The organism is Paenochrobactrum sp. BZR 201-1 (assembly GCF_044987585.2).
Taxonomy (GTDB): Bacteria; Pseudomonadota; Alphaproteobacteria; order Rhizobiales; family Rhizobiaceae; genus Paenochrobactrum; species Paenochrobactrum pullorum.
The window spans coordinates 1-6,605 of record NZ_JBJDRZ020000051.1; the positions used below are offsets into that span (position 1 = coordinate 1).

Genomic DNA, 6,605 nt, shown 5'->3' on the forward strand with positions numbered 1-6,605 from the left:
CTCCTTGGTGGCTTTTAAAAACAACCACACTATCGCACAAAAGCGGATCAGGAGGCCGTCCACCACATCAAGTCCATCGTAGCGACATCCAGACTGAAGCATTTCAGCACTGGGAGATTGACCACGCCAATGACACCTAGCACCCCAACATGCGAACGCATGTCACGGTTGATGAAACGGATATCAAGCAGATGGAAGGCAGCGAGTCCATTGAGCTTTGTGTGCAAGCAATGACGTTCATGATGAACAACGGGAATTGGCGCGCAAACCTGCCGTTCGACTATCATGGGTACTTTATAAAAACTGAGCGCTAAATGAACATCGTCATATACCGCTGGACTCGTGTTTTTTACACTCATCCCCTGCCCCCTGATCACGGTCATTAAGTATTGTATATGGTTGCGTGGTTCGTTACCCACGATTTGAACCTGTTTTCTATAAGGTACTGATATAACTTATAAAACGAAATTCTGATGGGTTTTTGAGTTTTTGGACAACAAAAAACCTCGGCCAACGGTTTGAATTGATTGTGTTTTTTATTCAATTTGGTTACGGGGGCTCGCAGCCCCCGATACCGACATTCCCTTCAAGTGCCGGTGTAAGATGAGTTTCAAAGAGGTGGCCGCAAATGAGACCGATCTCAGGAAAATTCTGTGGCCGGACTGAAGCTTTACAGCACTATCACCTGTCGAGTGATTTCACGGCAGGGCACAAAAGTCGGGAATGCTTATAGCCGTTGACTATCGCTATGAGCGTGCTCGTTAGATATCAGCATCGTTCCGTCAGCACCTGTCTCTGCCACCATTTTTTCGCCGTAGTGCGAAAATTCGGCATCTGTCCCATCAAACTCCGCAAGACGGACTGGGGCATTTCCAGCTTCCGTCCAGGTTATTTCGCGGCCCCGTTCCTAAGGTGTAAAATCGATTAACTTTGCAAAGCAAAGATGCGCTTGACCAATTGCCGACGCGCCTAGGAGCAGCATGGTTAGCCGCGGAGGCATCGTACCCTCATCGGAAACTCAACTCGGGGCTATTCATACCTCTCCAATCGGCGTGTCACCTTCTGCTTGCTTCAAAACAAACGCGATCTGTGCCTCTGAAAATTTGGATGCCTTCAACGAATTCTCCTTCTCCCCGATAAGGGATCATAAATGGAAAATTCCAGCTCTGCATGGCCTGATTTAATGGGGGCACGTCACTTGTGAACTCACTACCATTGATACTGATAATCATACTGGGCTTTCCACGTTCTTCAATAGTTTGATCCAACGCACGGGCAACCCGAAATACGACTCACCAACAGCCGTTCTTCAACATAACCTCACACGATTAAATCAATACAATAAGACGCTACGCCATTAAAATTATGCTGGACCGTTTAGCGCGATGCAACTTGCATAATATTCTAAGCTCTTCTTAGGCGTACGTTTCTGCGTCGTTTGATCGATATGTATTAACCCAAAACGATTGGCCAAGCCGAGTGTCCATTCCAGATTGTCAGTAGACGACCAATACATCATACCTGAAAGGTTTACCCCCTGTTTGTAAGCTTCGAGCGCAGCGGTGATATAGCCCTTCATGAATCTGACACGGTCAGGATCATTGATGACAAGATCCTTCGGCATCTTTTCATCGAACTCCTGTAACGGAACCTCTTCTTTGGTAGCAAAGCCAAATTCCGTCGCAAGAATTTCCGGGCCACCGTACTTCTTGTGAATGTCCAGCAAGACCTTAGTATAACTATCGGGATCGTACGGGAACTCCAACGTCAGCTCTATATCTGGAGGAGGAGCAACCATCGTGGTGCCAAGCGGAGAATCCGGATCGTTTGCTACAAAACCTCTTGTATAGAAATTGGCGCCGAAGAAATCCGGCATGATCGCTATCGTCTCAAGGTCTCCGTCCCTGATATACGGTTCGACCATCGGGACGATGATATCGGGATATCCTTTACCGTAAGCCGGACCAGGCATAGCTTCGTTCCAAAGCACATCCATGAAACGGGCCGCTTTAACGTCTTCCTCTTTGCCTGAGGGTGCTTCAACCGGCTGCATGTTAAATGCAGATGAAATCTTCACATTCGGCAGATTGGACTTTACGGCCGCATGCATATGTCCCTGAGCAAGATTGATATGATGTATGGCGGCGCCAAGATATTCTCTGGAACGATAACCAGGTGCAAAAGCTCCATTACCGTAACCAAAGGCCGCTAAGGCGTTAGGTTCATTGAACATTAGCCATCTTTTGGCCCGATCACCGACCAATCTCGCCATGATATCGGCAAAATCTCCCATTCGCTTGGTGATGTCCCTATCCAGAAAGTCTCCTGCCCACAGTGGGGTTTCCCAGTGAGACAACGTGGGCATCGGCTCCAGGCCATGCTCAAGCATGGAGTCTACCAAACGATCATAATACGACATGGCGCGCATATTGGGAGAGCCGGGCGTTTCAGGTTGGATTCGGGGCCATGAGAACGAAAAGCGATAGGTATTTACGCCTGCGTTTTGGAGTAACTTGAACTCATCGACATAGCGCAGCTGAAATTCGGTATTACGCTGATTGATCGTTCCGTCCGCGGTGCTACCTTTATTATCGAGGAAGACGTCCCAGTTACTCCTTCCCCGACCCTCGCGGCTTTCGGTCTGTCCGGCGGATGTCGCTACTCCCCAGATAAAACCATCTGGAAAGTTCGCGGTTGCTGCCATGACGTTTCGTGGTAAAGCACTGGCCATCATCGTCGCCCCCGCTCCTTTAAGAAGCGTCCGTCTTGAAAGTGCAAATGAAGTCATAATACTACTCACAATAAAAGATTAATGATCCAAACAGCAATTTTGCATGCGTCATTATTTCGACTATTCGGGAAAGAAGAATGTTATTCCAGTGCGGATACCCCATTTCGGACTACCCCTTGGTGCTTCAGCATAGTATTTCCCGCCAATTTCGAAACTCATAGCTTGGTTGCCGATATTAAATACTTTAGACGCAGAAAGATTAACCGGAACCGTCCAATTTTCATGTTTCCAGTCGTAGGTTGATTCAACCGTGAGGTTGAGCGAGCGCCCGCCGCCGAAGTCATAGGACAAGAACGGCTCAATTTGACTGACACTGAAACCCTCACGATCATGTTTAGAAGATAGGGACCAGACATGGCTGACAAGAGCGCCGGCCGTCCATCCATTTTTTTGGACAAGAGCCACACCGGTCGGGCCGGCTCCCCACTGCCCTGTGCCGAGGCTAGAATTGGTGGCTGTTGGGACAAGTAGTGCTGGCCCAATTCCCCACAAAACACCTCCGGCTCCAGGCTGAGCCGGAGACAGGAAGAAACTGGCATTGATGTCGCCGAGGCCAGCGGTGCTTTTGTCTGGTGTATAATTGTTGTAGGCTATAGGAACAATCAACCGGGTGATCAGATTCCACTGATCATCAAGCTGGAACGGGATAACTGGCTCAATGTTGGCTAAATAGGAAAAACTATTGCTTCGGTCGCCGCCTTGGAAATTAAAGTCTTGAGTTATCGGAACGCTGATAACAGGCGCAAGCGGATTGGCAGCCGCCTTGGAAAGGTCGTCTACAGACTGTTGAGCGTGAACAATGCTGCACTTCGTTGACACAAGAGCTGCGATTACTAATAAACTTTTTTTCCGTCCATAGCTGCTTTTTATCAAGTCGCCCCCGCGGTGCATTCTTATAGTTTCTTTGCAATCGCTCGTTCTCTGGCAGATTTTAACCCCTTGAGTATGCAAAACAATGCGCATTTATCCCATTTTCAAATTGCATTTATCCCAATTCTCCAGCGCCGAATTATCTGAGTGATGCCTTTTATTATTTGAAACAAGAAAGATTGACTGCCGCGGTTATATTGCCACAATACTGATGGTGGATGTTCACAACAAAATCGCCAATACTGCTGCTGTTTACACCGTAAAGAGGCACTAGAGAACGAGAAGACAATGAACCGCAATGTTACACTTTCAACTGATATGATTGATTTGGCTGATCGTGATGAATTTTGGCGCGATGTTTCGAAGATCATTTATGATGTTTCCCCAGTAGTTGCTACGCAAGGTCTTGCCGGTAGCGTAATTTCCCAACCATTTGGCGAAATGATACTGGGCGCAACGTCTTTCAATAGTCAGTATTGCCAAAGAACTCGGCGTAATATCATGCATGATCCGCTCGATTCCTATATCGTGCAACTCGTTTTGAGCGGGCCTTACAAAGGAGACTTCAATGGCACTTCAATGACTGTATGTCCGGGGGATATATTTTTCCTCGACTTGGACCAACCGCTGGACAGTAAGAAGGAGAAGGGGCGACGTCTATCACTTGTTATACCACGATGCGAAATCCAAAAGATAATCCCCAACAGAAATCTCCACGGACAAGTATTGACTTCGAACAGGGGAACAACGAAATTGCTTTCGCATTACATTAAAGGTATTGCCGAAACATTGTCTGATATCGCCGACGACGAGACCGAAGCGGTGCAGAATTCTGTTCTATCGCTAATCAGCGAGGCATTTAACGGCATTAAGGCTACAAGAAGTCTGAACGTCGAACTTCCTCTCCGTTCGCGTATATTGGGTTTCATCGAACATAATATTAGCGATCCCACATTCGGCCTGCATTCTATCCTGTCCCAGTTTCCAGTATCAAGATCAAGTCTATATCGCGCATTCGAAGAAGATGGCGGTATTGCTAACCTCATTCGTCAAAAGCGCCTCGATCATGCCTTTAAACTTCTGACATCCCGGCAGAAGCCAGCTTATTCGGTCAAAGATGTGGTACGGCGCGTTGGGTTTACCGAAGGTACTCAATTTGCACGTTTCTTTAGGGCACGTTTCGGAATTCAACCTAATGAAGCGCTCGCTCTGAAACCGTCTCTCGCTACGGGAACAAATGGCTTCCTCGCCCTGCACGAGCATCTAACCCAGCGTATTTCGAACATTGAAAGAAGTCCCTCTATGCCAATTACACACCGATTTTGAACACAAAAGCCCTCATCGTTTTGAGAAATGCGGAATCTGGGTTAATCGCACGCACGCTTCAGTGGCCATCCGAACTCCCCATCGCATTGGTACTCGCGGACAGTCGGTTTCGAGTTTGTCGATCGTAGAAGTTTCTTATCCTGGTTTAATCGTTGCCAGAAGAAACAAATTGCCAATGATGAGATTAGCGATGCGCTAGGCGCGGCTATGTCGCAAAAACCGAAATGGCGAGCGGTTGTTATTCAGATATTTAACCTGTCGGATTTCAATCATGTTGCACGCTCCTGCGAATTTCAGCATGTTGTTTTTGGACTTGCCCGGATAAAATGGAGGGATTTTCTGTTAACATTTGAGTCAACAGGAGAACCCTATGAGTAAAAGCAAACGCCCCGTTATTACGGATGATTTCAAGAAGGAGGCCGTCCGGTTGATTGCAACTAGCGGGCGGACAATCAGCCAGGTCGCGGCAGACCTTGGTGTTGGGCTCTCTACACTGGCGCGCTGGAAACGGCAGTTTCATGAGGCAGATCTTCTGTCTGGACCACACGAGGATGTGACTAAAGAATTGGTGCGACTGCGTAAGGAAAACGAGATCCTTCGGCAGGAACGCGAGATATTAAAACGCGCTGCAACTTTTTTCGCCAAGGAGGGAAGTCTATGAGGTTTAAATTCATCGATGATGCGAAGAAGGAATTCCCCGTCTGTCGGCTCTGCTCAGTTCTTAGTGTCAGTGAAAGTGGCTATTTTGCATGGAGAGGACATCCAGCCAGTTCCCGGCAGAATAGGGATATGATCTTATTGGCCCATATACGCTCTCAGTTTAAGGCATCGCATGAAACCTACGGATCTCCACGCATGCATGTGGAACTCCAGGAGGCTGGTATTAATGTTGGCCGTCATCGCGTTGCCAGGCTTATGAGGGATAATAAGCTGAAAGCCTTACAAAAACGGCGCTACAAGAAGACAACAGACAGCAACCATAGTGGTCTCATTGCCCCCAACCTTCTTGATCAGGACTTTGCATGCACTGGCCCAGATCAGAAATGGGGTGTTGATATCAGCTATATCTGGACCGCTGAGGGCTGGCTTTATCTGGCAATTGTGCTGGATTTATTCTCACGGCGTATTGTTGGATGGGCAACAAGTGACAGGCTCAAAAAAGATCTGGCATTGACGGCTTTAAATCGTGCGATTGCTCTTCGCAGGCCACCCGCCGGGCTGATCCAGCATTCGGACAGGGGCAGCCAATATTGTTCTTATGACTATCGAGAACGATTGGCCAGTCACGGCATCGTCGCATCAATGAGCGCTAAAGGGAATTGTTATGATAATGCGATGGTCGAAGCCGTATTTAAAACAATCAAATCAGAGATGGTCTGGCGTACGAGTTTCCAAACGCGAGCGGTTGCTGAAAAAGCCCTTGGCCGATACATTGATGGCTTCTATAATCCAATCCGGCGACATTCAGCGCTCGGATATAAGTCGCCAATAGCATTCGAGGCCAACAACGCATTCGCTGAGTGAAAGTCTCTCCACTAAAGCGGGGCATGTGTGGACGGCCTCCGTTTGGCAAGATGTTTTTTGATATTTCTGACAAGCTGGTCGAGTGCAGGCATGT

The 6,605-nt window shown here is 47.9% G+C and carries 5 protein-coding genes; 2 read left to right on the forward strand and 3 right to left on the reverse strand.

The features are described 5' to 3' along the window. Positions 1-47: 47 nt before the first annotated feature. The 3 genes from ACI0FR_RS16405 to ACI0FR_RS16415 all read right to left on the reverse strand — a co-directional run bounded on the left by ACI0FR_RS16405 (position 48) and on the right by ACI0FR_RS16415 (position 3,664). Positions 48-287, reverse strand: a complete 240-nt coding sequence (locus ACI0FR_RS16405) for a hypothetical protein (protein WP_404909823.1) — start codon at positions 285-287, stop codon at positions 48-50. Positions 288-1,363: 1,076 nt separating this feature from the next. Beyond that, positions 1,364-2,788: a family 1 glycosylhydrolase gene (locus ACI0FR_RS16410; RefSeq protein ID WP_374834776.1), complete on the reverse strand. Its 1,425-nt coding sequence runs from the start codon at positions 2,786-2,788 to the stop codon at positions 1,364-1,366. Positions 2,789-2,851: 63 nt separating this feature from the next. Further along, positions 2,852-3,664, reverse strand: coding sequence for a hypothetical protein (locus ACI0FR_RS16415; protein WP_374834778.1), 813 nt, complete (start codon positions 3,662-3,664; stop codon positions 2,852-2,854). Between the two features lie 285 nt (positions 3,665-3,949). Between ACI0FR_RS16415 and ACI0FR_RS16420 the strand changes: the two genes are divergently transcribed. Further along, positions 3,950-4,987 carry a helix-turn-helix domain-containing protein gene (locus tag ACI0FR_RS16420; RefSeq protein WP_374834780.1) on the forward strand — a complete coding sequence of 346 codons (1,038 nt, stop codon included), beginning with the start codon at positions 3,950-3,952 and terminating at the stop codon, positions 4,985-4,987. A 370-nt stretch (positions 4,988-5,357) separates the two neighbouring features. After that, a protein-coding gene (locus ACI0FR_RS16425; RefSeq protein WP_374834798.1) for an IS3 family transposase occupies positions 5,358-6,511 on the forward strand; the annotation gives its coding sequence in 2 pieces (ribosomal slippage) (positions 5,358-5,619 and positions 5,619-6,511; 1,155 coding nt in all). Positions 6,512-6,605: the final 94 nt, after the last annotated feature.

What these genes read in the sequence shown, in the direction of transcription:
- ACI0FR_RS16405 (WP_404909823.1), bottom strand. Translation starts at nt 287, where the DNA reads ATGATAGTCGAACGGCAGGTTTGCGCGCCAATTCCCGTTGTTCATCAT.
- ACI0FR_RS16410 (WP_374834776.1), bottom strand. Translation starts at nt 2,788, where the DNA reads ATGACTTCATTTGCACTTTCAAGACGGACGCTTCTTAAAGGAGCGGGG.
- ACI0FR_RS16420 (WP_374834780.1), top strand. Translation starts at nt 3,950, where the DNA reads ATGAACCGCAATGTTACACTTTCAACTGATATGATTGATTTGGCTGAT.